Genomic DNA, 25,994 nt, shown 5'->3' on the forward strand with positions numbered 1-25,994 from the left:
AGAGGCAATAGAAAGCCAAAATACGGTACATCTGGTGTTAAGAGCCAGTTTAGCAGTTTATTCAGATCGTCCGTATTATTCTATCTCCAACTAAATTAAATCAACTCAAATGAACCCCCAGCCCAGATGAAAAAGCTTCTTGTGACCGGAGCCAGTGGCTTTCTAGGATGGCATCTCTGCCAGCTCGCCCAATCCCAGTGGCAACTCTACGGCACCTACCACACCCATCCCAGTGAGGTTCCCGGCGTCACCCTGCTGCCGCTGGATTTGACCGACTATCAGGCCATCAAGCAGGTGATGCAAACCGTGCAGCCCGATGCAGTGCTGCACATTGCCGCTCTGTCTAGCCCTAATGCCTGTCAGTCCGATCCAGACCTGTCCTACCGCATCAATGTAGTTGCGTCTTGGGAACTGGCGGGACTCTGTGCCGAAGCTGGAATTCCCTGTGTTTTTACCTCGTCAGAGCAGGTGTTTGATGGGTTGAATCCGCCCTACCGTGAGACCGACCCAGTCTGCCCGATCAACCGGTACGGTGAGCACAAAGTGGCAGCAGAGGTAGGAATGCAGGAGCGCTGTCCTGGTGTCGTGATTTGTCGAATGCCGCTGATGTTTGGCGCTGCCCCCACGGCTAGCAGTTTCATCCAACCCTGGATCAAAATGCTGCGAGCCGGACAGTCGATTAATTTATTCACCGACGAAATTCGCAATCCAGTCAGCGGTATGGATGCAGCTCAGGGAATTTTTCTGGCGCTGGCTAACGTCAAGGGAATTATTCATCTAGGCGGCATCGAACGACTCTCGCGTTATCAGTTAGGCTGTATCTTGGCCGAGGTGTTGCAGCTCCCGATCGATCAGCTCAACCCTTGCCGACAGGCCGATGTTCAAATGGCAGCTCCCAGACCGCCCGATGCCTCACTCAATAGTGAATTGGCCTATAGTTTGGGATACCAGCCTAAGGGTTTTAAAGACGCGATCCTAGCCCTACAAGCTGAGCTGTGAGGTCCGCTGAAGTGCGAACTAATTGAAAAAGTACACTCAAGTGCACTGGAGCTTTCACCCAATCTGCTACTCGGCGAGAAGGCTGCGCCTAAGAGTGGTGTTTGCCTGCATGAAGGCTTCAATATCTGCTGCTGCTGCTTCTAACGCTTGCAAACTAGAGGTTTCGGTTGCTACAGCGTTAACCACAGTTGATGCAGGCTGCTCTTGGTTCAGGGTTTGGTTGGATGCTGGTGCGGTGGGGGCTTCTAAGCAATCCGCAAGCTGATCCAAAGAGGCAATGAAGGCCTGAGCCGCAGCATGACGGAGTTCCTGCTGGTGGTGATCCATATAAAATGGCTGCCCCAATGAACAATAAGCTTTAAGGTTCCCACTATGGACCAGTTTATTGCTGCCCGCGTCAAGTAAAAGCTTTTTTTAATAAACTACTAAGATACTAAGAAGCGTTCTCGTTACCCAATCAACCCATGACCGCAGCGATTCCCACCCTCGCCAGCCAGTACGATCCCGCAGTGACCGAAGCCAAATGGCAACACTTTTGGGAGGACAAACAGGTCTTCAAGGCCGATCCCAACCGCGAAGGCGACCCCTACTGCATCGTGATTCCGCCGCCCAACGTCACGGGTAGCCTGCACATGGGCCATGCCTTTGAAAATGCCTTGATCGATACGCTGGTCCGCTATCACCGCATGTTGGGGCGCAATACGCTCTGGCTCCCCGGCACCGACCATGCCAGTATCGCCGTGCAGACGCTTCTAGAAAAAGAACTGCGCCAGCAGGGAAAAACGCGCTATGACGTAGGACGGGACGCCTTTTTGAAGCGCGCCTGGGAATGGAAAGAGGAATCGGGCGGCACGATTGTGGGACAGTTGCGTAAGCTGGGCGTCTCGGTGGACTGGTCGCGGGAACGGTTCACGATGGATGAGGGCTTGTCGCGAGCCGTACTGACAGCCTTCAAGCAGCTTTACGACGAGGGGTTGATTTATCGCGGCAAATACATGGTCAACTGGTGTCCGGCCAGCCAGTCGGCAGTGTCGGATCTAGAGGTGGAAAATCAGGAAGTCAACGGCCATCTCTGGCATTTTCGCTATCCGCTTACTGATGGGTCTGGTTATGTAGAAGTGGCGACGACTCGACCGGAAACGATGCTAGGCGATACGGCAGTGGCGGTGAATCCTGACGATGAGCGCTACAAGGCGATTGTGGGTAAAACGGTGCTGCTGCCTATCATGAATCGGGAGATTCCAATTATCGCCGACGAGTATGTCGATGCCTCCTTTGGCACCGGCTGCGTCAAGGTGACCCCGGCGCACGATCCGAACGACTTCGAGATGGGCAAACGCCACAACCTGCCCATGATCAACATCATGAATAAGGACGGCACCCTGAACGAGAATGCTGGCGAGTTTGCCGGCCAGGATCGATTCAAGGCCCGCAAGAACGTGGTGCAGCGCCTAGAGACAGATGGCGTTTTGGTCAAAGTCGAAGACTATAAGCATACAGTGCCCTACAGCGATCGGGGCAAGGTACCAGTGGAGCCGCTGCTCTCGACCCAATGGTTTGTCAAAATTCGCCCCCTAGCTGACAAAACGCTGGACTTCCTCGACAACAGAGGCGAACCCGTATTCGTACCGGAACGCTGGACCAAGGTATACCGCGATTGGCTGGTGAGTTTGCGCGACTGGTGTATTTCCCGCCAGCTTTGGTGGGGTCATCAGATTCCAGCCTGGTATGCCGTCAGCGAAACCAACGGCGAAATCACCGACGAGACGCCCTTCTTTGTGGCCACCAGCGAAGCCGAAGCCCGCGCTCAGGCCGTGGCTCAGTTTGGCGACACTGTGCAGCTTGAGCAAGACCCCGACGTACTCGACACCTGGTTTTCTTCGGGACTCTGGCCCTTCTCGACGATGGGCTGGCCGGAACAAACCGCCGACTTGGAGCGCTACTATCCCACCACCGTGCTCGTGACTGGCTTTGACATCATCTTTTTCTGGGTGGCGCGGATGACCATGCTGGCGGCTCACTTCACCGGGCAAATGCCGTTTGGCACTGTGTATATCCACGGTTTGGTGCGGGACGAAAATAACAAGAAAATGTCCAAGTCGGCCAATAATGGTATCGATCCGCTGATTTTGATCGACAGATACGGCACCGACGCGCTGCGCTATACCCTGGTGAAAGAAGTGGCCGGAGCCGGTCAGGATATCCGTTTGGAATATAACCGCAAAACTGATGAATCCGCTTCCGTCGAAGCCTCGCGCAACTTTACCAACAAGCTGTGGAACGCCTCTCGGTTTGTGATGATGAACCTGGACGGCAAAACCCCAGCCCAGCTCGGCCAACCCAATCCTGCCAATCTAGAACTGAGCGACCGTTGGATTCTATCGCGCTATCACCAGGTAGTGCAGCAGACCCGCCGAGAACTCGATAGCTACGGTTTGGGAGAAGCGGCTAAAGGACTGTACGAATTCATCTGGGGCGACTTTTGCGACTGGTATATCGAGCTGGTCAAGTCACGGCTGCAAGCGAACGCAGATCCGACCTCTAGACAAGTGGCCCAACAGACGCTGGCTTATGTTCTGGAAGGCATCCTGAAGCTGCTGCATCCGTTTATGCCCCACATTACCGAGGAGGTTTGGCACACGCTGACCCAAACTGGAGAGGAGCGCTGTTTAGCCCTGGAAGCTTACCCCGAAGCAGATACAACCCTGATTGATCCCGATCTAGAGCAGCGCTTTGATCTGCTGATTGCCACGGTTCGCACGATTCGCAACCTGCGGGCCGAGGCAGACATCAAGCCGGGTGTGAAAATCAAAACCTTCCTAGAAACTGAAGACGAGCGGGAACGGCAAATTCTCACCGCTGGGCAGACCTACATCCAGGACCTAGCCAAGGTGGAGGACTTAACAATCAATGGCCCAACTGATGCAGAACCCGTCCCGTCTGAACGAGCGGCTAGAGCAGCAGAATCCCCCATTGACGCTGACACTCCTGTGGAGTCCTCTAGCCAGCAGATTTTTTCTGGCACTCTGCCTGACAGCAACAAAGCCGTCTACAAACGAGCTGCCGTGACGGTGGGTTACCTTGTGCTGTTGCTGATTGGTGCCAAAATTCTGTTGGCCGTTGTGGGAGCTGTCGATGACCTGATCCTGATTTCGCCCTTGCTGAAGCTGATTGGGGCTGGCTACACTGCCTGGTTTATTTACCGGTTCCTCAGCCGAGCCGAAATGCGGCAGGAACTCCGCGAGCAAATTAATCAGGCCCGCGAGCAAATCCGAGGCAATTTCACAACCCAACCCATGCCGGTAGAGCCGCCGATCCCCACAACCGTGGTGCCAGTGCCGCCACCCGTCTCCCCGCCGCCCACTCAGCCGCCCTCTAGCCAGTCCAACGCCAGTCAGCAAATTGCCAGCGTAGTGGGCACCGTGCAGGTGGTGATTCCGCTGGCAGGTGTGGTAGATGTGGATGCGCTGAAGGCCAAACTTCAGAAAGATCTGAGTAAGGTGGAAGCCGAGATTGCAGCATTGTCGCAGCGGTTGGGTAATACTAATTTTGTGGATAAGGCTCCCGCTGAGGTGGTGCAAAATGCTAGAACTGCGTTAGCAGAAGCCGAGAAACAGGCAGAAATCCTGAGGGAGCGCTTGAAACCGTTGCAATCCTGAGGTGTCAGGCTAAGGCACAAACTTTGCGATTCGCTAGCTGATTGTTCCTGTGAAATGTCGTCACCCGATCCTGTTGCCTGTCCTCTTGATCCGAGTGATCCGAGCGAACCCCAGCCGCACAAAGCAGCAGGATCAAAGGATATACTTTTCTCAACAATCAATCCCGTTTCACGATCATGTGGCATCTGGTTCAGGTAAAAAGGAACGATCCTGAGGGCAAAGCTTATCTACAGTTACTTGCCCAGCAAAAGGCTGAACATGCCTGGACAGTAGTGTCGGATGAGGGAAATGACCTCTGTATCGACAGCTCCACCGATGGGTTTGCCGAAAATGGCTATCTTGAGGGGGCACTGCTGTTGGCGGAATTGACGACCTCACGCCAAGTGCAAAGGGTGCAGGACGCTACCCCCTGGATTTTGGAGCTGATCGAACAATACCTGGGAGCAGGTGTCAGCCCCGCATTACTGCAAGAAGAAGTACAGCGAGCCGAGCAATGGCGGCAGTCTCTCACGCTCAAGAGTCAAGAATTGCAGCGTCGTGCTTTAGAGATGGAAGCTCGTCGGGAGCAAATCCAGGAACTAGAGGAAAACCTGAAGCAAGAAAAAGAGAAACTTGAAGCGCTGGCAGCTCAGTTTAAATCCAACATTAATGGTTCAGACGATCAATCCACCTGACTCGCTTTGATATGGGCACTTACTAGAACACATGGTTGACCGGGGTCAGCAAGGTTGAAATTCAAATACAAGGTGTGTGACTGCACAGGCAGTGGCATTCAATTCAATTCGACGCTGTTGCCTCCATATCCAGAGTTGACAATAACTCAGATGTGGTGTTGGCTATCCTGTGATTAAATAGCCGTTTGGATAGCTATCTCTTGACCATGTCTGACCCTTTCCCTCAGTATTCCATTGCCCAAGCGCGCGACCAGCTTGCCCAGTTGATCCATCAGGCGGAGCAAGGAACTCCCGTTGAGATTACTCGCCGGGGAAAACGAGTGGCAATTATTTTGTGGGAATGATTTGATTCTGGTTACAAATAACACCTCAGATTACGCAGATTTCCAAAATCTGCAACTTCAGAACTGATTTATTCCTTAATTCATGCCCTGTTTATACCTGCCACCAGTGATATTGTTCAAAAGCTATGGAACCTATGTAACGTCTTGCGGGACGATGGTGCTACATACTTGCAATATGTCACTGAGCTGACTTACCTGCTGTGCCTTGAGATGATGCAGGAGACTGGGAATGAGTTCCAACTCTGCATACGATTTTGCGGCTGCCAACGAGGATCTTTTATGCTCAGGGCGTGAAAACGAACGTTTTGTTTTTCACACAAGGCAAAAAGGAGAAGGGAAACACTCAAGAGGTTTGGGTGTATGACATGCGTGCCAATATGCTTCAGTTTGGCACGCGCACCCAGCTCACCCGATCGCACTTTGCCGAGTTTGAAGCAGCGTTGGCGATGATCCGCTAGGGAGTCCTGCCAGTCTTGCTAAACGCAAAGACACAGGCGAACAGGGACGGTTTCGCCGATTCACTCGTAATTGGATTGCCGATCGCAACGAAAACCTGGATATTGCCTGGTTGCGGCATGAGGACGAAAACGGGACTGAGGAATTGCCCGAACCCGCTGCCCTTGCCCAGGAAGCCATGATTGAACTGGAAGCGGCGATCACAGAGCTTCATGGAATCCTGGCAGAATTGGGAGAAGAGGTCGTTGAGTTGTAGAAGGAGGTAAACCATGACGCTTGAGCAAGCCATTTTAGAAAAGGTGCGATCGCTATCGCCTGACAAACAGCAGGAAATTCTGGACTTTGCTGAGTTTTTGCTCCAAAAATCCCGGACGGCTTCTCCTCAGAAATTGTCCATTCAGCCTAAGCAATCGCTAGCAGAGTTTTATGGCTGTATTCAAGATGAGACTTTCATCAGACAGCCCCAAGGTACGCAACCTGACCGAGAACTTTTGGCATGAGATATTTGTTGGATACTAACACCTGCATTGTTTACTTAAGGGGGAGAAATTCCAATCTGAGGCAGAGGCTGGATAATACTCCAGTTCAAGATATGGCTGTTTGCTCAGTCGTAAAGGCAGAACTGGCTTATGGAGCGATGAAAAGTGCGAACCCACAACAAAATTTCGCATTGCAGCAAGCATTTTTGCGACAATTCACCTCCTTACCTTTCGATGATCTTTCAGCAGTGGCATTTGGAACGATTCGCGCACAGTTAGAAACCGTAGGAACCCCAATCGGCTCCTATGATCTGCAAATTGCCGCGATCGCTCTTGCAAACAACCTAACCCTGATCACGCACAACAACACCGAGTTTAGCCGTGTGGATGGTTTGGAGATCGAAGATTGGGAGGTTGAAGTGTGAGTGAGCTACCCGAAGGTTGGATTTATACACTTCTTTCAGACGTTGCTCCCTGGCGTTCAGGTGGTACACCGTCTCGTAATAATCCTGTGTATTACGGGGGTAGCATTCCGTGGATCAAAATTGGAGAGCTTGGGCAAGGAGTTATTACAGACACAAAGGAAAAGATTACCGAGCTAGGCTTGCAGAACTCAAGTGCCAAGCTCTTTCCTAAAGGTTCCGTAGCAGTAGCGATGTATGGTGCCACTATTGGAAAAACTGCAATTCTAGGGATTGAAGCAGCAACCAACCAAGCCTGTGCAGTGGGCATTCCAATAGAAGGGCTAAACAGATTCACGGGCAACAACCTAAGGACAAAGACAAGCGCTACAGCGTCCATGCACCCGAAACCAAATGCATTGCCAAGGGCAAAGTTCACAAGCACTACGAGTTTGGATGCAAAGTAGTGCTTGTGACGACCCTCCAAAGCAACTGGATTGTTGCTGCCGATGCTGTGCATGGCAATCCCTATGATGGGGCAACGTTGAAAGAGGGCCTCAAGCAGACCGACCGTTTGACGGGGCAGCGGCCCAAGCAAGTTTTTGTAGACCAAGGATTTCGGAGCAAAGCTCACCATCCCGAAGATGTTGAAGTGGTGATTGCGAGTAGGGGCAAACGCCCCCCTCAAACGCTTGCTGAAGCGCCGGAGTGCGATTGAACCGGTGATTGGTCATACTAAGCAGGATCATGCGCTCAAACGCAACTACTTGCGGGGCAAAACGGGAGACCGCATCAATACATAGTGGCTCCGCTGGTTAAGCTTGCTCCAAACGCTTGAACAGAAGTTTTTCAGGGACGACTATTTAGGGGGCAGATCCCTGCCATGTCATTCAGCAAATGTCTCAACCGATTCATAACCTGGGAACATAAACCTGACTACGGATTAACCCTGGCTTATAAAATGGCTGACATTATTGCTAAGCACTGGCCAAATACTGACAGCTAAGTGATAGCTAAGCTTGCGGCTGTGTTCTCACCCGTGAGCTAAGCATAGGGCTAGCGGTTTGCGGCAGGCAAAGCACTCTATTGAGAGAGAAGCTCAACCAGTTCTACTAAGCATTTCTACTGAGCAGTTCTACTGGGCAGCGCTGGTGTCTTGGTAGGCGTGCGATAATCATTTGCTCCACGCAGGTCTGGATCAGTGCGCAACAGCAGTTCCCGTATCAGGCGGGCGGCGGCGCGTTGGGCGAGGCCATTGACAATGTGTTGACCAAACTCATGAGTTTCTGGTTTTACCAGGATGCGCGGAATCAGCGGCACAAGCTGCATCGGATCAAAGCCAGGGGTTTCCTGTAGCAGATCGATAATCCGCATCACATGATCTAACGTGCTGGGTTCAGTAGTGGCTAATGGGGCCTGGTGCTCTAGTCCAGCCCATTCCCAGAGCTGTGCCCGCACCTGCTCGATGGCATTCCGCCCCGCCGCATCGATGCCTTTGATAATTTCTTCGGCCAGGTTGTCGCGAATGAAGGCTCCCCGTTCCGACAGCAGGAACTCCAGCGTTTGTTCCAGCACCTGGTTAATATCGTAATCCGGACTGTTGCGGGCATTGCGCAGCAAATTCTCCAGACGATTCCAGCGAAACCGACCATTCTTGAACAGTAAATCTTGCAGCGAAGCGCGCAGTTCCGGCGATGAGTCGGTCAGGAGCCGTTTCGCGACATAGGGATAGGCTTTGCTCAGCACCTTGAAATTCGGGTCTACATTGATGGCAATCCCTTCCAGCGTCACCAGCGAGCGGATGATCAGCGCATAGTAGGCGGGCACTCGGAACGGAAACTCGTACATAATCTCCGAGAGCTGATCGGTGATGCTCTTGATGTTAATTTCTGCCACCGTGCCATTCAAGGCATTGTCGAACACGCTGGCGAGAGCGGGCACAATCGGCGCCAGGTCGGTTTCGGGTGACAGGAACTCTAGCTTGACATAGTCCTGCGCCAGCGAATCAAAATCGCGGTTCACCAAATGCACCACGGCCTCAATCAAGCCATAGCGCTGGTAGGGCTTCACCTCGCTCATCATGCCAAAGTCGAGGTAGGCCAACTTACCATCAGGAGTCGCCAGCAAATTGCCAGGATGGGGGTCGGCGTGAAAGAAGCCATGCTCTAGCAACTGCCGCAGCGAACACTGCACGCCCACATCCACCAAGTAGCCCGCATCGATGCCCTGAGCGCGAATTTCCTGGAGTTGGGTTAGCTTGGTGCCGGTGATCCACTCCATGGTCAGGACGCGCCGCTGGGTATATTGCCAGTAGATGCGCGGTACATACACATCCGGTAAATGACCGTAGAGTTGGGCAAACCGCTCGGCATTGCGTCCCTCTTGCGTGTAGTCCATTTCTTCAAAAATGCGGGCACCAAACTCATCCATGATGCCAACCAAATCGCTGCGGATGCGCTTGAAGTTCTTGTTGGCCCACACGGCAAGCTGCCGCAGAATGTAGAGATCGAGCGTAATCTGCTGCGCCAAACCAGGACGCTGCACTTTCACCGCTACCGTTTCGCCACTCTTGAGTTTGCCTTTGTACACCTGCCCTAATGACGCCGCTGCCAGCGGATGATCCGACAGTTCGGCGTAGATCTGATCCGGCGAGTCTCCCAGCTCCTCTTCGATAAAACGAAAGGCAATCTCATTTGGGAAGGGCGGCAACTGGTCCTGTAGCTGGGCTAGTTCTTCCAAATAGGCAGGTGGCACCAAGTCGGGCCGAGTCGAAAGCGCCTGCCCCACTTTGATATAGGCCGGTCCCAGCGTCGTCAAAATTTCGCGCAGTTGAGCAGCTCGCTTCGGCTGTTTACGTTCCACTGAGTTGGTGCGCCGATCCCACCAGAGAGCCACCATAAACGTAGAAAAAATCCAAAACACGCTGAGGATGCGGCCCCAAACTTGCAGGAACCGCCCCCGATAATGCTGGGCAATCGCCACCGGATCGTACCGTTGTGCCACCGCCTCCGGATCCAACACATTCACCTGCACCGATTTGAGGTGTTCCTCTGGAGCGGGATGAAGTTCACTTTCAACTACAATTCCTGGAACTGGCTCGGTGCCTGAATCAGACGAAGATAGGGTTTGCATTGAGTCTCCGGTATATCGATCAAGCAGATTCCAACAAGCGATTCTGAATAATCTATGAATAATCTAAATAAACAGTGGGTTGCGCTTCCCTGTTTCACTCTACTCATAACCAGGTTGTGTTCTGGTCACTACGCCAGCGCGATAACCAGTCTGCCGCAGTACGGATTCCTGATAGCTTGCCGATCGGACCTCAATCAGACCTCAACCTGCCGCAGAACCGACTTAATTATATGTAAAGCATTGTAAATGTATTGTAACAGTGCAGTGGGGTCTTGTCTTGACCAGACCGGGCTAGGCTGAAGGGTAGAGGAGCGGCAGGGCTAGATCTGGTTGTCGCTTTCACCTTAGGAGTGATTGAAAAGCAAAGTCAACCACTAAACTGATAGATGAGTGTCTTGGCTCTACTACTCCGTCGTGATTGATTCATGCTGATTTCCCTTCAGATTGAAAACTTTGCCCTGGTTGACCAGCTCGATTTGGAATTTGGTGCCGGACTCAATGTATTAACGGGAGAAACAGGAGCCGGAAAATCGATTATTTTAGATGCACTCGATGCGGCCTTGGGTGGAAAGGTCTCTAGCCGCGCTATTCGCACCGGAGCCGAACGTGCCCTGATTGAAGCGACCTTTGACCTCGATCCATCCCTGATTGCCTGGTTAGCCGAGCAGCAAATCGAGCTGGTGGATGACATGACGCTAGTGTGCAGTCGGGAAGTGGTGGCGGGCCGAGGCAATGTGCGCAGTCGTTCCCGCGTCAATGGCGTGCTGGTGAACAAACAGCAGATGGAATTTTTGCGCGACCGGTTGCTGGAAATCACGGCTCAAGGCCAAACGCTGCAGCTCGGTCAACCCAATTTGCAGCGCGAATGGCTGGATGGTTTTGGGGGAGTCGCCCTAATTCAGCAGCGGGAACAGGTGGCTGCCGCCTACCAGGTAACCCAACAAGCTCTGCAAGCCCTAGAAAAGCGACGCCAGTTTGAGCAACAGCGCCTGCAGCAGCTCGATCTATTCGAGTATCAGGCCAAGGAACTGACTGCAGCCCAGTTGACCGAACCCGACGAACTCAACCAACTCGAACAGGAACGCCAGCGGCTCAGCCATAGCGTGGAGCTACAGCAGCAGAGCTATCAGGTCTATCAGGCGCTCTACCAAAACGACAGCGGCGACTCAGCCTGTGCCGATTTGTTAGGCGAAGCAGAGAATTTGCTGACGGATATGTTGCGCTACGACTCTCAGTTGCAGCCGATTCTGGATATGGTCAGCGAAGCGCTAGCGCAGGTGGAAGAAGCCGGACGGCAAATCAACGCCTATGGCGAAAGTTTGGAAACCGATCCAGAGCGGTTGCAGACCGTCGAGGAGCGAATCGTCCAGCTCAAGCAGATCTGCCGCAAATATGGCCCTACCCTGGCTGATGCCATTGCTTACAGTCAGCAAGTTCAGCGGGACTTGGAAGAACTCAGCGGTGGTGGCCAATCGCTGGAAGTGCTAGAGAAAAACTATCAAGAGCGTCAAGCCGCTTTGGAAGCTGCCTGTGCCCGTCTCACTGAGCTGCGTCGATCGGCTGCTAATCAGCTCGAAGCCTTGCTGGTGAAGGAATTAAAACCTTTGGCAATGGACAAAGTCCAGTTCAAAGTCGAGATTACGCCCATCGCCCCCAATGCAACCGGCGCGGACCGAGTAGCCTTTTTGTTTAGCCCCAACCCCGGCGAACCGCTGCAACCCCTGGCGGAAACCGCCTCTGGCGGTGAGATGAGTCGGTTCCTGTTGGCACTGAAAGCCTGCTTCTCGCAGGTGGATGCCGTTGGCACAATGGTATTTGACGAGGTGGATGTGGGGGTATCGGGTCGAGTAGCGCAGGCGATTGCCGAAAAGCTACATCAGTTGGGCCAGCAGCATCAGGTTTTGTGTGTTACCCACCAGCCGATTGTGGCGGCAATGGCCGATTCTCACTTTCGTGTCGATAAGCAGGTAATTGACCCCAACGGCAAAAAGCGTGGCAAATCCAAAAAGGCAAATGCTGCTCCAGCCACCAATGGTGCCCAGCCCGACTCCGAGGTGAGAACGGTGGTGCGCGTGATCTTGCTGAACGAACAGCAGCGGCGCGAAGAACTGGCCCAAATCGCGGGCGGCAAATCAGACCAGGAAGCGATTGCCTTTGCCGATTCTCTCCTAGCGCAGGCGGCCCAGACCCGCTCAGCCAAATCGACCAAAGCTACCTCCAGTCGGGCTGCTGCTAAAACCAAACCCCTTTCCAAAGCGAAGACACTCCATCCCAATTGAGCTGCTGAGTCAGCCCTTTCTTAAGTTTGGTCAGCTAAACTGCCGCAAGCGGGTCTGGCTTTGTATCATGAACATCTAAGCAGTTGTTTTCTGGTGCAGCGGTTTGGAGAGTTGCGCCATCTGGTACCATTTCCTCCTGAGGTACCTATAGTTCTGATGAATCATGCCGATTCATGCCAGCAAACTCAGACTGGTTCAAGGCAGACAAAACCAGGCAGAGGAATGTGTAAGGCTTAGATGGGTCAACCAACCTGTCAATCTTAATCAGCGATTGCTCAATTCAATTCGCTCAGTTCAAATCGTTTCGGGCACATGGTGAAATTATGACGTTCTGCGAATACAGACCCGGCCTGGAGGGGATTCCGGTCACACAATCCAGCATCAGCTTTGTCGATGGGCAAAGGGGCATTTTGGAGTATCGAGGTATCAGCATCGAGGAACTGGCTCACCACAGCACATTTCTAGAGACCTCGTTTCTGCTGATTTGGGGCCATCTCCCCTCCAAGGACGAACTGGCCGAGTTTGAACATGAAATTCGCTACCATCGGCGCTTGAAGTACCGCATCCGCGACATGATGAAGTGCTTTCCCGAAAGTGGTCATCCGATGGATGCGCTGCAAGCTTGTGCCGCCGCCCTCGGTTTGTTCTACTCCCGCCGCGCGCTCGACAACCCGGTCTATATCCGCGATGCAGTGGTGCGGCTCTTGGCCAAAATTCCAACTATGGTAGCCGCCTTTCAACTGATGCGGAAGGGAAATGACCCGGTGCAACCCCGCGATGACCTGGACTATGCTGCCAACTTCCTCTACATGCTGAAGGAGCAGGAACCCGATCCGCTGGCCGCCCACATTTTTGATGTTTGTCTAACGCTACACGCGGAACATACCATCAATGCCTCGACGTTCTCCGCAATGGTGACCGCTTCCACCCTGACCGATCCCTACGGCGTGGTTGCCTCGGCCGTTGGCACCCTGGCTGGACCGCTGCATGGCGGTGCTAACGAAGAAGTGATCTGGATGCTAGAGGAAATCGGTTCGATTGATAACGTCGAGCCGTACCTGGACGATTGCTTGCAGAAAAAAGCCAAAATCATGGGCTTTGGGCACCGAGTCTATAAGGTGAAGGACCCGCGAGCGATTATTTTGCAGGAGCTAGCCGAACAGTTGTTCGAGAAGTTTGGCCGCGATGAGTACTACGACATCGCTGTAGCCCTAGAAAAAGCCGTTGAGGAGCGCCTGGGTCACAAAGGCATTTACCCCAACGTTGATTTCTATTCGGGTCTGGTGTATCGCAAGCTGGGGATTCCGACGGATTTATTCACGCCGGTGTTTGCGATTGCTCGCACCGCTGGCTGGCTGGCCCACTGGAAAGAGCAGTTGGCTGAGAACCGCATCTTCCGCCCAACTCAGATCTATACTGGCGACCGCAACATGCCCTATGTGCCGATCGAAAAGCGCCAGTCGGCTCAAGATCAAGCCCTGCTTGGCATGGTCACTGGCTAGAGAACTGGGTTACAAATTCGAGATCTGCCTGAGATAGCGGGGCTGACAGGGGCTACCCCAGCACACCTGCTGATTTGGCATGTCTCGCAAAACGGTACTGCGCGCCCCGATCACCGCATTGGCTCCGATTTGCACTCCGGGCGCAACAAAACAATCCGTCGCAATCCAAGCTCCATTGCCAATGATAATTGGAGCGGTTTTCAGTCCAAAGGCCGGGTCCTGGAGGTGGTGACTGCCGGTACAGAGGTAGGTTTTCTGAGAAATGACACAGTGCTGCCCGATCGCAATTCGGTCGAGACTATAGAGCACCACATCATCGCCAATCCAGCTATAGTCGCCAATGCTGACGTTCCACGGATAGGTAATGCGGGCAGTGGGACGAATGCTAACACCCTGGCCGATTTTGGCTCCAAACAGACGCAACACCGCTACCCGCCAACGATGAGCCGCATGAGGCGTCAAGGGGAACACAATTGCCTGCACCAACCACCACAGTAAAATCACTGCACCGGGTCGTCCTCGGTCAAACCAGGACTGATCATAGTGCCGCAGATCGACCAAGGCCGGAGCATTAGGATCGAAGCAGAACTGAGGATGATCGCGATCGCTGAGGCAAGGCGGCTGGGAATTAGTGAATGTCATAGGTGAGTTCAATCAAGCTTCGGGCTGGGGAATGGGATCAAGCGAGGCAGGGGTTGCAGCTATCGGAGCCGGATCAGTCACTCGATCCAGATCAGCCACCTTATTCAGACGACCGCCGTATTGCAGCTCGTAGAGCTTGACGCCAATTTGATATTCGTATTGGCTCAGCAGCCGCGCGTAGATGTAGCCCGCCTTGCCGTCTAAAAAGCCTAAACGCAGCACATAGGCTAGGAAAAATCGCAGTGTTGGTTTGAAGGGGAGTCGCACCCAAATTTTCTTGAGAAAACGCTTCCGCTGCACTGAATCGCCGAACAAACTTGCGCCAATTGTGCCACCTTCTCCCATGCCGGTGAGCAGATTGTAATACACTCGCGCCTCCCAGTTGGAATAGCGATTATGACGCTCTAACCAGTGGAACATGTCGCGAAAATCGATGTGGTCCATGTCGTGTTTGAGATAGCCCACTTTTCCCTCTAGCACTACATGCTCATGCACTTCGTTATCGCCTGTGTTGCGAATCTCTTCGGTATTCAGGTTTTCGTAGCGGCCCTTGGCATGACGGAATAAGCGCAGATTCCAGTCGGGGTACTTGCCTCCATGCCGAATCCATTGCCCCAGAAAGTAAACGCGACGGTTGAGGTAGTAGCCGTCATAGTCGGGATTCTGAATCGCGATGGCAATCTCGTCCCACAGTTCCGGCGGAATCCGCTCATCGCAGTCAACGATCAGCACCCATTCATTGCGAAACGGCAAATTTTCTAACGACCAGTTCTTCTTCTTGGGCCAGCGGCCATTGAAGTGAAACTGCACTACGTTCGCGCCATACCGTTCGGCAATTTCCACGCTTTGATCGGTGCTCTGGGAATCGACGACAAACACTTCGTCCGCACGGGCAACACTGGCCAAACAAGCTGGCAGATTCGCTTCTTCGTTCTTGGCCGGAATCAATACAGAAACAGGAATTTTATTCATGGTTTAGGTTGGTGGAATAAAAACTTGAAACTTATTTAGCCTTCAGCATTCCTGCAACAGCCGCTTTGAGATAGCCAATTTGCCCATAGGCATAAGCCAAGTTGTCGAACCGGGCAGCAGGATCATTCAAATACTTGAGCGAACGGTAGAGACCCCTGAGTAAACGTTCACTGCCTCTTGTTAGTTGGCCTAACCCCGCTCGTCCTGCAAGCTGTTCACGGTAACATTCACTGATGCCTTGCCACCAGCCTCGATTTAGAAACCAAACTTGATTCAACCGTTCGGGAGCGACATGGTGAGCCACATGGGCATCGGGTAAGTAGGCCACCTGCCAGCCCCGTTTTAGGGCCAGTTCGGTCATGTGCAGTTCTTCGTTCGAGAGCAGGCTTTTACCAACTCGACCCAGGTTGACATCAAAACCGCCGACTTGCTCTAGGAATGAGCGTCGAATCGAGTAGTTTAAACCACGCGGCGTCAAGCCAGGTCGATCGATCAGAACCGTTGATTTGCCCAAATCATAGGCACCTAAATTGCTAGCTAATCCGGTTGAGAGCCAGCGGGGCGGTTGGCAACCTTCGGGCCAGAGCAGGGTAACCCGACCACCGGCAATCGCTAGCTTTTCGTTTGCAACATAGGCGGCGTACAAGACCGATAGCCACTGGGGACTTGCTACCGCATCATCATCTAAATAGGCCAAGATCGGAGCTTGAGTGTGTTTTGCACCCGTATTGCGAGCAATGGATAACCCGGTGATCGGTTCGTAAACATAGCGCAGACGAGGATCTCTAGAACGGCCTGCAACCACCTGCTTGGTATCATCGGTTGAAGCATTGTCTACTACAATCACTTCAAATTCACCGGCGAACTCTTGCTCCAGTAAACTATCGATGGCAGCCCCTAGATAGGAGGCTCGATTGTGGGTGCAAATGATCGCAGCAATTTGGGGATGAGGCAGAGAATCCGACAAGGAATCAGGCAAAGGATCAGACATAAAACACAGAACCCGTGGGCGGGGTAACGTTCACCCGCTAGAGTGCCCAGACCGATGCAGCGGCTAACTGTCACTAACTGCAATAAACCAGTCCAAATTTGACTAAGCCTATTGATTAAGACTATTGATCAAGACTATTGATTAAAACCATTAACCAAGGCCAGCAAATCAAATTGGCGGCTGTTATCGCGACTACGGTGAGGCGCAACTTCAGCTCTTCCCTAGAGTGGAATCCTGTTTCTACTGGTTTGTGGCTTGGGACAGACGGTTTGCTGAAGAGAAATGCTTAAGATAGCCTGCAATCCTACAGATTGGTTGAAAATATGGCTACATTCGTTGAACAGGTTGATCGCTCGAAAGAGCGCCCCCGCGATCCGAGAAACCGTGAGGTTGTGCATTCCGTAGGCGACCCACAGGTTGGTAATTTGGCGACGCCGATCAACTCGTCTGATTTAGTCAAAGCGTTTATTAGTAATTTGCCAGCTTACCGGAAAGGACTGTCCCCTATCCGACGCGGCTTGGAAGTGGGTCTGGCTCACGGCTACTGGTTGGTGGGGCCGTTTGCTAAGTTCAATCCACTACGGTTCACGGAAGTGGGAACGCTAGTAGCGCTGCTCTCGGCGATTGGCTTAGTCGTGATCTCGACTCTGGCCATTTCCCTCTACGCCGCTGTAAATCCGCCTGCACCCGTAGCAACCCTGACCACTCCCAGACCACCCGAAGCCCTGAAGCGCCAAGAAGGTTGGGATGAGTATGCTGCAGGTTTCTTCTTGGGCGGCGTCGGTGGTGCTGTGTTCGCCTATGCAATTCTGGCGAATGTGGATGTGCTGAAGAACTTCCTGAATTTAGTCGGACTAGATTAGCGCAAGTCTGCCAAACCATTCAGTCCTGCTGCGGCTGAGATTAGCGCACAGAGCATCTAATCTCAGCTTCTACCACAAAACTCAGAGCGGAGCAGCCAAAAGCATAATTTTCTTTAGAAACAGGCGGTATTCAGCGGCATTGTCCCATAACAAACATTTTGAGCCAGCAGGTTTCAGCGTATTAATCAGGAGTGGTGGCAATTCAGTTAAACTAATTCACCTGTATCTCCCCTCCATCTAGGGAGCAGATCCTTGCACTCGTTCAATTAGCTCTTGACGGGACAATTGTGACAATTGCAGCAAGATCGCACTATACTCTTCAACCGGCAGTTGCAATAAGGTGGGAATGACGGCTAAGAGTTGCTCATCCAACTCGCCAAACCGCAGTTTCAGTAGATTCTCTACAACTAGTCGCTGTCCCCGTTGTTGCCCGCGCTGCTCTCCACGCTGCTCTCCACGCTGCTCTCCACGCTGCTCTCCACGCTGCTCTCCACGCTGCTCGACCTGCTGCTCCCACTCCAAGAAAGCTCGCGATAGCGTCATCACCAAACCATCCTCCTCGTTGTCGAACGCTTGACTCAATTCTATATTGATTTTCCAATTTGCTAGGATTCGCAGCGCCATTATCCGTCGCGGATCTTCCCTAGAGAGCGCCAACACCTCCTCAATTGCCTGCTGCTGCGTGCTACCCTTGCCCAAGACCCGGAGCCACAGCGTCTCCTCGGTGGCTGGAAGCTGATGAATCGAGACAATCGCCGTTTTGTGGGCGGGGGGCAACCAATAGATACCGGGGAGCCAGTCGTCACTGGGGCTAGCACCAAACTCACGCAATAGGGTTGCCGAAACGGAAGCGGTGAGAATCCAAAGCTGGGGCAGTTGATTATCGCTGAGGTTGGGCTGACGGCGTTGGACATCCGCTTGCAGCCACAGTAGCTTGAGTAGACAGGAGCGCACTTCAGCGAGACTGGGCGGATTGCGATAGGGTTCTAGCAAACAAGGGGTGGCAGCAATGCGTCCCAGCAGTCCAAGCGAGGCAAGCTCAGCAACAGATTGGGGAGTAGGAATGAAGTAGAGATCAACCTGCTTGGGTTCACCCGGTATTTCGTAGCTGCGTTCAACCGTACCAAAGGGAGCGAGGAACTCATCAAGAAATTGTTTGGTGTATTGATCAAAGCGAAGACGAGTCACTGATTGTAAATAGTGTTGTAATTTGATTGTGTATTACTTTGCTACAGGAACGAGTAGATTTTGTTGCTTCTCTCACCAGAAAGCTTGAGAATAAGGGAAGTGAGAAAAGAGCATCAAAAAAGACCAAAGCAAAAAACACGCTTGGCCTCTCTGATTCCCTACCGCAAACAGTAGGAAATTGATTTTTTCTAATCTTGATTAGGCTTTCTTCAGCCAGCTAAACATGGCCCGCAGATCCTTTCCGACTTCTTCAATTGGGTGCTCAGCTTCGCGGCGGCGCATGGCGGTAAATCCAGGTTTGCCGGCCTGGTTTTCTAGAACAAATTCTCGCGCGAATTGGCCGGTTTGGATCTCGTGCAGGATTTTCTTCATTTCGGCGCGGGTGGCGTCAGTGACAATGCGAGGGCCACGTGTCAGGTCGCCGTACTCAGCAGTGTTGGAAATACTGTCGCGCATTTTAGCCAAGCCGCCTTCTACGATCAGGTCTACGATCAGCTTCACTTCGTGCAAACACTCAAAATAGGCTAGCTCCGGCTGATAGCCTGCATCAACCAGGGTTTCAAATCCGGCTTTGATCAAAGCGCTCAAGCCACCGCACAGCACCACCTGCTCACCAAACAAATCGGTTTCGGTTTCTTCCCGGAAAGTAGTTTCCAAAATTCCAGCGCGGGTGCCGCCGATTCCCTTGGCATAAGCCATCGCCCGGTCGCGAGCTTGCCCAGACGCATCCTGATAAACCGCAAATAAACAGGGCACCCCTTCGCCCTGCGTGTAGGTACGACGCACGAGATGACCCGGACCCTTGGGCGCAACCATGACGACATCGACATTAGTGGGAGGCACGATCTGAGCGAAGTGGATATTGAAGCCGTGGGCGAAGGCCAACACGTTACCTTCCTTCAGATTGGCCTCGATCTCATTTTTGTAGACCATTTTCATGGTCTCGTCGGGCAGCAGAATCATGATCAGATCGGCGGCGGCGGCGGCATCGGAGACGGATTTGACCGTTAGCCCTTCGGCCTCGGCCTTCGCTGCTGACTTACTGCCGGGATAGAGTCCGACAATCACATTCATGCCGCTGTCCTTTAAGTTGAGGGCATGGGCATGGCCTTGAGAGCCGTAGCCGATAATCGCAATGGTTTTTCCGGCTAATAGGTCTAAATTCGCGTCAGCATCGTAGTACATCCGAGCCATAGGGGTCTCTCCATCCGCAAGCGTGTATCTGCAAGTGTTAGATCATAACAGAAACTGATGTCACCCAGCGTTACCCCGGCTGAAACGACGCCAAACCTACTTGCTGGTGGGCAGAAACGGACGCATGATCATAAACCCGGCTCCGAAGGCCGATAAAACTACTACCAAAACGGTTAAGGTGAGCCACAAACCGCCCAAGCCTTTCGCTGCTTTCGTTTGCTCGATGCGTTGCGGGGTGGCAGCTTCTTCGGTCAACCATTCGCCCTGCGGCTCTCCAGGAGTTCTCAGCCGAGCGGCCATTGCGGAAGCGGCAGCTGTTTCTTCCCAAGTGGGGCGGTCGGCCATTGAAGGGGTGCCCTGCTGAGGAGGACGCGGCGGAATCGAATAAAGGCCATGATCGGCATTGATCCACGGCTGTAGACTCAGCACAGACTGCACGACGCGCTGCATCTCCTGCCGCAGCATCAGGTTTTCTTGACCAAGCTGCTGATTTTTGCTGTTGAGCGAATCCACCATTGCCCTTGTGGCCTGCAATTCGGCAGCCAGCTCTCGATACACCGAAATCGGCACCGAAGGAGCACCGGAACCAGAGGCAGGAACGGCAGAACGAGCAGCGGAGTGAGATTGATTTGACTTCATGTGGCCTACGACAACCTTTGATGAGTTTCATCCAGGAAAGACATGCCCAGAATGGTAGTTGAACTTGCGGATTTTGGCATGAATTTGGAGCCAGATTTTTGTAAAGGGGAGGGACGAAGCATTTGCTAAATCGTCTAAAGTGCGAGCATACAGAATCTATCAGCAAATGCTTCGCCCTTACTTTAAGCGGCAAAGGGTTTGATCCAGCCCCGCTGCATCAGGCGATTGAGGATTAGGGCTACAATGCCAAACAACAGCAGGCTCTCTAGCAATCCCAGGCTAAATGACCCATAATCTAACTTCGTTTCGAGCTGGGGTAAGCACCGGACTAGACTAAACGCCAGCACCGCACCAGACTTAAGCTGAAAATTTTGATCCTGCCGCACGATATAGCGATAGGTGACGCCAAACAAAAAGCCGCTGATGCTAGCCACGCCGAGATGAAGCAGGGTGGACCAATCCAGCAACTGACTCAGCCAGGTATCGTCATCGATGAGATGGTTGCGAATCCAGACATTGCTACTCACAGTTGCCAAACTCACTAACGTGGCAGCAATGGCTCCAGTCAGCGCGGCTTTGAGAGATTCAATTCGCTCAGCAGCTTGATTCATGGCGCTTGATTCGTGGTAGGTAAAGAAGTGATCGGTCTAGAAGAAATACGAGCTTGATGAACGTTACTATTATCGGCTGTGGCTATGTGGGTTCGGCAGTGGCGCGATGCTGGCGGCAGCAGGGATTGACCGTAACAGCCACGACCACGACCCCTGAACGCATCCCCGAACTAGCTCAATTGGCGGATCGGGCGATTGTGGTACAGGGAACCGACGCTTCTGGGCTGCAGGCGTTACTGCACCATCAGCAAGTGGTGTTGCTGAGTGTGGGTGCCCCCAATCGTTCACTCTACCAAGACACCTACCTGGCAACGGCGAAAACCCTGGTCCAGCTTCTCAGCCAAAATAGCAGCGTCGAGCAGGTGATTTATACCGGCAGCTATGCCGTCTATGGGGATCATCAGGGCGCTTGGGTGACGGAGGAGTCATCGATTGCACCCGCCAACGAAAATGGCGAAATTTTGGCCGAAACCGAGCGGGCATTGCTCAGCGCCAGTAGCGATCGCCTCAAGGTTTGCGTATTGCGCTTGGGCGGTATCTATGGTCCGGGTCGAGAGCTGGTGAAAATCTTTGGGCGAATTGCCGGCACGACGCGGGCGGGCGATGGCACTGATGCCAGCAACTGGGTGCATTTAGACGACATTGTCGGCGCGATTGAGTTTGCCAGAGTGCAGCAGCTTCAGGGTATTTATAACCTGGTGCAGGATCAGCCAATCACCACTGGCGAGCTATTTGACGCCATTTTTAGCAAGCACAACCTGCTCCCAATTCGTTGGGATCCGGCTCAGCCCAGTACTCGCCCTTACAACGCGCGGGTTTCTAATCAGAAGCTGCGGGCGGCGGGCTATCAGGTTCAGCATCCGGTGATTGAACCGTAGGCAAAACCTCCTCAACTTGTTCAGCTATCAACAAACCTAGTGAATCAGTCCATGTCTACCCTAGAGTTTTTTGCGAGTCAGACTGCCGTTTTAGCCACGATGCACCGCAAAGAAGACGTAATTGCACCGCTGCTAGAGCAACAACTAGGACTGCAAATTGTCGTGCCTCAGAATTTTAATACCGATCGGTTTGGTACCTTTAGCCGCGAGGTGAAGCGGGCGGGCAGCCAGCTAGAGGCGGCCCGGATTAAAGCCCAAGCAGCGATGCAGGCCACTGGAGCAGCAATCGCTCTGGCCAGCGAAGGTGCATTTGGTCCCCACCCGGCTATGCCCTATTTGCCCTGCAATCGAGAATTGGTGCTGCTGCTCGACTCGCAAAATCAATTGGAAATTGTCGGCGAAGCCCTTTCTACCGAAACGAACTTTAGCCAAACTCAGGTGAAAACGCTGGCCGAAGCACTTCAGTTTGCCGAACGGGTCGGGTTTCCGCAGCATGGGCTAGTGGTGATTGCCGGTGAGAATGCTGGTACGGATACAGTAACGGCAGACCAAATCATCAAAGGCATTGTCACCGAAGCGCAATTGGCTGATGCGTTGGAATGGGCCTTGGCGCAGACGCAAACCGCCTGGATTGAAACCGATATGCGAGCCATGTACAACCCAACCCGGATGCAGGTGATTCGCCAAGCCACCGAGAATTTAATCGCCAAGGTCAAGCAGTCCTGCCCCCACTGCGGTCGTCCGGGGTTTGAAATTCGAGAGCGCAAAGCCGGCTTGCCCTGCGGTCTCTGTGGCTTACCAACGGCTCTGACCCGTGCGGTGATTTATCGGTGTCAAGGCTGTGGCTTTGAGCAAGCCGTCGAATTCCCTGACCAAGTCACTACAGCCGATCCCACCTACTGCTCCTACTGCAATCCCTAGCTAGTCAACTCAGCAGTTGCTATAGCCAGTCTGTTTGATCACTTTTTAATCACCTTTTGATCCCCTGTAGAAGGCAGAGACCGAACCTAGATCACCCTGCCAGTGCGGCTGATTCGCTAGAATTTAGGTCTGTCGCTCGCTCTTTGCTGGGCTTACCAAAATTGATAGGTTTCGTTCTGCATAACCAGGAGGCCGATTAACGATAAGCAACTTCCAGTATTCGTTTTAGCTTTCATCTTGCATTTCTAAACTGTATTGTTGGTTATTCCATCCTCTTAAAGGAAACAAAACGCTGAAATGATCGCTGAATTATCAAAAGCTCTTGACTCGCTGGAGATCGCTGCGGATTGGAGCGGGTTACGAGTCGTGAAAGAAGCTAGCACCTATCGGTCTGTGCGAGACGGACTGCCGCAGCGCAATGGCAAATCAACCACCCAAGGCGTTATGGTCGAGGTGATGGTCAACGGTCAGATTGGTTATGGTGCGACCAATTCGCTTCAGGCTGCCAACTTGCAAGCTGCTGCGGAGGTGGCCTATCAACAGGCGCTAGCGGCCAGCCGCTGGGCAATTTATCCGCTCACCCCTGCCGTGCGTCCCAAAGTCACCGGCCAGTACAGTTCCCCCTTTGTCAAACCAGCCGACGCGCTGTCGCCGCAGGAAATCAACGACCTGCTGATGCGGATCTGTCAAACTTTGAAGGTGTCGGATCGGATTGTGCAGACTACCGCCACGGCAATTACCAACGAAATCGAATCCTGGTTTGTCAGCAGCAATGGGTCTGAGGTCTATCAAAAATTCCTGATGCTGGAAACCGGCTATAACGCTACGGCTCAGGATGGGGCGATTGTGCAACAGCGCAGCAATAATGGTCATCTGGCCAACTGTTATCAAGGTGGCTGGGAGCTGTTTGTTTCACCAGATCTGTGGTCGCAGGTGCAGCAAATCGGCGAACAGGCGGTGGAACTGCTAACGGCAGAAGAATGCCCCACCACCGTGACCGATCTCGTCCTGGCTCCCGACCAAATGATGCTGCAAATTCACGAAAGCGTAGGGCATCCGCTAGAACTAGATCGGATTTTGGGCGATGAGCGCAACTATGCCGGCGGTAGTTTTGTCAAACCGACAGATTTCGGCCAGCTTTCCTATGGCTCCGAACTAATGAACATCACGTTTAATCCTACCGTGCCGGGTGAATTCGCCAGCTACAGCTTCGACGATATTGGTGCACCAGCCACGCGAGAATATCTGATCAAAGCCGGTACCTTGCTGCGCGGTTTGGGCAGTTTAGAGAGTCAGGCCCGCATCGGCAAACCGGGGGTGGCTTGTGCGCGGGCATCCTCCTGGAACCGGCCTCCGATCGACCGGATGGCGAATTTGAATTTGGAACCCGGCACCGACTCGTTCGAAGAGTTGATCGGCGATATCGAACAGGGCGTTTACATGGAGGCCAACCGCTCCTGGTCCATCGACGATCAGCGCTACAAGTTTCAGTTCGGCTGCGAGTACGCCAAACGGATCGAGAACGGCAAACTGACCAAAACCCTACGCAACCCCAACTACCGCGCCACTACGCCGGAATTCTGGCATCGACTGGTACGCGTCGGCAATGAATCTACCTGGCAGATGTACGGCACGCCCTACTGCGGCAAAGGCGAACCCAATCAGGCGATTCGGGTAGGACATGGCTCGCCGACCTGTGTATTTGCTGGCGTGGAAGTGTTTGGAGGTGGAGCGTGAAGCTGATTGCAATCGATGGTTTAGAGCAAACCTTTGACCGAGTGGCGACAGCGCTGTTGTCCGATCTCCGAGCTGACGAGCAGTTGCGCCTAACGCTGATGGGTGAACAGAGTCAGTTTATTCGATTCAATACGGCCAAAGTGCGGCAGGCCGGCTGTGTCGGAGACGGCACCCTCAGCCTCACCCTGATGCAAGACCAGCGCAACGGCTATCGCTCGATTCCCTTTACCGGCGATTGGGAAACCGATTGGCCGCTGGCCCAAACCGCCCTAGCCGAACTGCGCCAAGAAGTCCCCCAGTTGCCGGTTGATCCCTATCTGGTGCTGCCCGAAGGCAATGCGACTAGCCGCGAGATTCACCAGGGTCAGATCCTGGCTCCCGACACCGTCGTTGAATCCCTGTTGCCGCAGGTGCAGGGCCTCGATTTTACTGGCATCTATGCGGGCGGTTCGTTGGTGCGGGCCTATGCCGATTCGGCTGGGCAGAAACACTGGTTTGCTACCGACACCTTCTCGCTGGACTATTCCCTGTTCACCGCAGATGGACAAGCTGTAAAAGGCACCTTCGCGGGCAACCAATGGGATCCAGTAGCCTATGAAGCGAAACTCGCCGATTCTAAACGCCAGCTTGAACGCATGGCCCAACCGCCCAAAGCAATTCCTCGCGGTCAGTACCGCACCTATCTAGCTCCCGCTGCCGCTGCCGAACTGATTGGGCTGTTTTCGTGGGGAGCCGTGAGCGAAGCTGCCCTTCAGCGGGGTGGTAGTGCCCTGGGTTTGCTGCAACGGGGTGAAAAACAGCTTTCTCCAGCCTTTACCCTAACGGAAAACTTCCAGCGGGGGCTGGTGCCGCGCTTCAATGAATGGGGCGAAATTGCGCCAATAGAACTGCCGCTGATTGTAGAAGGCCGCTTCAAAAACACGCTGATTAGCTCCCGCACCGCCAAAGAGTATGGCAAAACCGCCAACGGAGCTGCAGGTGGGGAATATCTGCGCTCGCCCGAAGTCACCCCCGGCACGCTAGCCGCCGAGCAAATTCTGACTACCCTCGACACTGGCCTATATCTGTCGAACCTGCATTACCTCAACTGGAGCGACCGGCCCACTGGACGGATTACCGGCATGACGCGCTATGCCTGCTTTTGGGTCGAACACGGCGAACTTGTAGCCCCAATCGAAAACCTGCGCTTCGACGAAAGCCTCTACCGGTTTCTCGGCGATAACCTGATCAATCTCACCGAATTCCAGGAATTCATTCCCGAAGTCGGTACCTATGAGAACCGCAGTCTGGGAGGCATTTGGGTACCTGGATTATTAGTTGAACAGTTCACCTACACGCTTTAAAACTCAAAACTTATCTCAGATCCAACTAAACGCCCTAATTTAGCCGCTGTACTGTAGAGGCGTTTTGGCAAAACGCCTCTACTACGCGAA

At 53.2% G+C, this 25,994-nt stretch carries 24 protein-coding genes and 2 pseudogenes; 17 read left to right on the forward strand and 9 right to left on the reverse strand.

Annotated features, from left to right (window positions below):
* Nucleotides 1–126: 126 nt before the first annotated feature.
* Nucleotides 127–999: an SDR family oxidoreductase gene (locus HJG54_RS02995; protein ID WP_316433276.1), complete on the forward strand. Its 873-nt coding sequence runs from the start codon at nucleotides 127–129 to the stop codon at nucleotides 997–999.
* Between the two features lie 66 nt (nucleotides 1,000–1,065).
* Here the strand turns inward: HJG54_RS02995 and HJG54_RS03000 are convergent, their stop codons facing one another.
* The gene (locus HJG54_RS03000) at nucleotides 1,066–1,326 is read right to left on the reverse strand and encodes a hypothetical protein (RefSeq protein ID WP_316433277.1); all 261 of its coding nucleotides are present in this window, start codon (nucleotides 1,324–1,326) and stop codon (nucleotides 1,066–1,068) included.
* Nucleotides 1,327–1,463: 137 nt separating this feature from the next.
* Between HJG54_RS03000 and HJG54_RS03005 the strand changes: the two genes are divergently transcribed.
* The 9 genes and pseudogenes from HJG54_RS03005 to HJG54_RS35345 all read left to right on the forward strand — a co-directional run.
* Complete coding sequence (locus HJG54_RS03005; protein ID WP_316433279.1) at nucleotides 1,464–4,658, forward strand: valine--tRNA ligase; 3,195 nt, start codon at nucleotides 1,464–1,466, stop codon at nucleotides 4,656–4,658.
* Nucleotides 4,659–4,834: 176 nt separating this feature from the next.
* Complete coding sequence (locus HJG54_RS03010) at nucleotides 4,835–5,332, forward strand: hypothetical protein (protein WP_316433280.1); 498 nt, start codon at nucleotides 4,835–4,837, stop codon at nucleotides 5,330–5,332.
* 206 nt (nucleotides 5,333–5,538) lie between these two features.
* Nucleotides 5,539–5,676: a type II toxin-antitoxin system Phd/YefM family antitoxin gene (locus HJG54_RS03015; RefSeq protein ID WP_316433281.1), complete on the forward strand. Its 138-nt coding sequence runs from the start codon at nucleotides 5,539–5,541 to the stop codon at nucleotides 5,674–5,676.
* Nucleotides 5,677–5,966: 290 nt separating this feature from the next.
* Nucleotides 5,967–6,134, forward strand: coding sequence for an N-6 DNA methylase (locus tag HJG54_RS03020; RefSeq protein WP_316433282.1), 168 nt, complete (start codon nucleotides 5,967–5,969; stop codon nucleotides 6,132–6,134).
* A 110-nt stretch (nucleotides 6,135–6,244) separates the two neighbouring features.
* A complete protein-coding gene (locus tag HJG54_RS03025; RefSeq protein ID WP_316433283.1) occupies nucleotides 6,245–6,388 on the forward strand; it encodes a hypothetical protein in 144 nt (47 codons plus the stop codon).
* A gap of 13 nt (nucleotides 6,389–6,401) precedes the next feature.
* Nucleotides 6,402–6,632 carry a DUF2281 domain-containing protein gene (locus HJG54_RS03030; RefSeq protein WP_316433284.1) on the forward strand — a complete coding sequence of 77 codons (231 nt, stop codon included), beginning with the start codon at nucleotides 6,402–6,404 and terminating at the stop codon, nucleotides 6,630–6,632.
* Between the two features lie 8 nt (nucleotides 6,633–6,640).
* On the forward strand, nucleotides 6,641–7,036 hold the full coding sequence (gene vapC, locus HJG54_RS03035; protein WP_316433285.1) for a type II toxin-antitoxin system tRNA(fMet)-specific endonuclease VapC: 396 nt from the start codon (nucleotides 6,641–6,643) through the stop codon (nucleotides 7,034–7,036).
* Nucleotides 7,033–7,341 (forward strand): annotated as a pseudogene (locus HJG54_RS03040) (restriction endonuclease subunit S); the annotation flags it as partial. The gene vapC and the pseudogene HJG54_RS03040, both read left to right, overlap by 4 nt.
* Nucleotides 7,342–7,352: 11 nt before the next feature.
* Nucleotides 7,353–7,809, forward strand: a pseudogene (locus HJG54_RS35345) (transposase); the annotation flags it as partial.
* A gap of 325 nt (nucleotides 7,810–8,134) precedes the next feature.
* On the opposite strand, the gene HJG54_RS03050 reads toward HJG54_RS35345, so the two are convergent.
* Complete coding sequence (locus HJG54_RS03050) at nucleotides 8,135–10,144, reverse strand: ABC1 kinase family protein (protein ID WP_316433289.1); 2,010 nt, start codon at nucleotides 10,142–10,144, stop codon at nucleotides 8,135–8,137.
* 425 nt (nucleotides 10,145–10,569) lie between these two features.
* Here HJG54_RS03050 and recN point away from each other — a divergent pair, with 425 nt between their 5' ends.
* A complete protein-coding gene (recN, locus tag HJG54_RS03055; protein ID WP_316433291.1) occupies nucleotides 10,570–12,423 on the forward strand; it encodes a DNA repair protein RecN in 1,854 nt (617 codons plus the stop codon).
* Nucleotides 12,424–12,746: 323 nt separating this feature from the next.
* Complete coding sequence (locus HJG54_RS03060; protein WP_316433293.1) at nucleotides 12,747–13,925, forward strand: citrate synthase; 1,179 nt, start codon at nucleotides 12,747–12,749, stop codon at nucleotides 13,923–13,925.
* Between the two features lie 9 nt (nucleotides 13,926–13,934).
* Here HJG54_RS03060 and hpsU read toward each other — a convergent pair whose 3' ends face one another.
* Genes hpsU through HJG54_RS03075 form a run of 3 tightly spaced genes read right to left on the reverse strand, consistent with a single transcriptional unit; the run spans nucleotide 13,935 to nucleotide 16,530 of the window.
* Nucleotides 13,935–14,567, reverse strand: coding sequence for a hormogonium polysaccharide biosynthesis acetyltransferase HpsU (hpsU, locus tag HJG54_RS03065; protein WP_316433295.1), 633 nt, complete (start codon nucleotides 14,565–14,567; stop codon nucleotides 13,935–13,937).
* 12 nt (nucleotides 14,568–14,579) lie between these two features.
* Nucleotides 14,580–15,539, reverse strand: a complete 960-nt coding sequence (locus tag HJG54_RS03070) for a glycosyltransferase family 2 protein (protein WP_316433296.1) — start codon at nucleotides 15,537–15,539, stop codon at nucleotides 14,580–14,582.
* Nucleotides 15,540–15,570: 31 nt separating this feature from the next.
* Nucleotides 15,571–16,530, reverse strand: coding sequence for a glycosyltransferase (locus tag HJG54_RS03075; RefSeq protein WP_316433298.1), 960 nt, complete (start codon nucleotides 16,528–16,530; stop codon nucleotides 15,571–15,573).
* Between the two features lie 323 nt (nucleotides 16,531–16,853).
* On the opposite strand from HJG54_RS03075, the gene HJG54_RS03080 reads away from it, so the two are divergent.
* Nucleotides 16,854–17,393 carry a photosystem I reaction center subunit XI gene (locus HJG54_RS03080; RefSeq protein WP_316433300.1) on the forward strand — a complete coding sequence of 180 codons (540 nt, stop codon included), beginning with the start codon at nucleotides 16,854–16,856 and terminating at the stop codon, nucleotides 17,391–17,393.
* A 237-nt stretch (nucleotides 17,394–17,630) separates the two neighbouring features.
* Here HJG54_RS03080 and HJG54_RS03085 read toward each other — a convergent pair whose 3' ends face one another.
* From HJG54_RS03085 to HJG54_RS03100, 4 genes are all read right to left on the reverse strand, one after another.
* Nucleotides 17,631–18,581: a flagellar assembly protein H gene (locus tag HJG54_RS03085; RefSeq protein ID WP_316433301.1), complete on the reverse strand. Its 951-nt coding sequence runs from the start codon at nucleotides 18,579–18,581 to the stop codon at nucleotides 17,631–17,633.
* A 198-nt stretch (nucleotides 18,582–18,779) separates the two neighbouring features.
* Complete coding sequence (gene ilvC, locus HJG54_RS03090; protein ID WP_316433302.1) at nucleotides 18,780–19,775, reverse strand: ketol-acid reductoisomerase; 996 nt, start codon at nucleotides 19,773–19,775, stop codon at nucleotides 18,780–18,782.
* Between the two features lie 96 nt (nucleotides 19,776–19,871).
* Nucleotides 19,872–20,414: a hypothetical protein gene (locus HJG54_RS03095; RefSeq protein ID WP_316433304.1), complete on the reverse strand. Its 543-nt coding sequence runs from the start codon at nucleotides 20,412–20,414 to the stop codon at nucleotides 19,872–19,874.
* Nucleotides 20,415–20,596: 182 nt separating this feature from the next.
* Nucleotides 20,597–21,025, reverse strand: coding sequence for a hypothetical protein (locus HJG54_RS03100; RefSeq protein WP_316433305.1), 429 nt, complete (start codon nucleotides 21,023–21,025; stop codon nucleotides 20,597–20,599).
* A 56-nt stretch (nucleotides 21,026–21,081) separates the two neighbouring features.
* On the opposite strand from HJG54_RS03100, the gene HJG54_RS03105 reads away from it, so the two are divergent.
* From HJG54_RS03105 to HJG54_RS03120, 4 genes are all read left to right on the forward strand, one after another.
* Nucleotides 21,082–21,903, forward strand: a complete 822-nt coding sequence (locus tag HJG54_RS03105; protein WP_316433307.1) for an SDR family oxidoreductase — start codon at nucleotides 21,082–21,084, stop codon at nucleotides 21,901–21,903.
* Nucleotides 21,904–21,954: 51 nt separating this feature from the next.
* Nucleotides 21,955–22,824, forward strand: coding sequence for a DUF6671 family protein (locus tag HJG54_RS03110; RefSeq protein WP_316433309.1), 870 nt, complete (start codon nucleotides 21,955–21,957; stop codon nucleotides 22,822–22,824).
* A gap of 297 nt (nucleotides 22,825–23,121) precedes the next feature.
* A complete protein-coding gene (locus tag HJG54_RS03115; RefSeq protein ID WP_316433310.1) occupies nucleotides 23,122–24,561 on the forward strand; it encodes a TldD/PmbA family protein in 1,440 nt (479 codons plus the stop codon).
* Entirely contained in the window at nucleotides 24,558–25,904 is a 1,347-nt protein-coding gene (locus HJG54_RS03120; RefSeq protein ID WP_316433312.1) for a TldD/PmbA family protein, read from the forward strand. Before HJG54_RS03115 ends, HJG54_RS03120 begins: the two co-directional genes overlap by 4 nt.
* The last annotated feature ends 90 nt before the right edge of the window (nucleotides 25,905–25,994 follow it).

It is taken from the genome of Leptolyngbya sp. NK1-12, from assembly GCF_032598965.1.
Lineage (GTDB): Bacteria > Cyanobacteriota > Cyanobacteriia > Elainellales > Elainellaceae > Elainella.